Genomic DNA, 705 nt, shown 5'->3' with positions numbered 1-705 from the left:
CTGTTGATCCGCCTCCAACTAAATTCACGACGGATAATATACCAAATAATTGTAGTGAGATTGTATTACCAGCATTTAAATTAGTAATTAAGTTATTACTATAATTTGAAGTAGATAAAGTGGGAGAAAAAATAGAGCCAGGAATTGGCGTAGAAGCGTTTAATAGTAGTCTAGTTCCAGCAAGTAGAGCGGTTGTTGTATTAACTTGATAGGTTAAATGATATCTTCCAGTTACAGGAATTGTAAATACGTCATTTGAAGCGTTAACTGTAAAATTACCGAGACTTTGGTTATTTGCAAGTGGAATGTTTGTTCCTCCTAATACGACTGAAACAGAACCACCTGATGTATTATTAGCGAACATAGAGTTTGTTGTAACGATTGAACCAGTACTCCCGGTAGGCCCAGTACTTCCGGTAGGCCCAGTACTCCCGGTAGGTCCAGTACTTCCGGTAGGCCCAGTACTCCCGGTAGGTCCAGTACTTCCGGTAGGCCCAGTACTCCCGGTAGATCCAGTACTTCCGGTAGGCCCCGTAAGCCTGTAAGGGAAAATAATGTCAAGAGCCATTGACATTAGTTCCTTTTTTCTAATTTCATTATTATCTTGAATATAAATCACCTCATCTTTTTAAATAAGATTGTTATAGATTTACTACTTTTTAAATAGAATGATCAATTTATTATATTAATAATAGTGGCTATAGC

Annotated in this window: 1 protein-coding gene; it reads right to left on the bottom strand. The window is 37.6% G+C overall.

Going from position 1 to position 705, the window contains the following annotated elements:
- On the bottom strand, positions 1–619 hold a 619-nt coding region (locus GBN78_RS29930), incomplete at its 3' end, for a BclA C-terminal domain-containing protein (RefSeq protein WP_152128044.1).
- Positions 620–705: the final 86 nt, after the last annotated feature.

The organism is Bacillus sp. B2-WWTP-C-10-Post-4 (genome assembly GCF_009183805.1).
In the GTDB taxonomy this organism is placed as follows: domain Bacteria; phylum Bacillota; class Bacilli; order Bacillales; family Bacillaceae_G; genus Bacillus_A; species Bacillus_A cereus.
The sequence above is the reverse complement of the archived record's forward strand: the minus strand, read 5'-3'. Positions and strand labels throughout refer to the sequence as shown.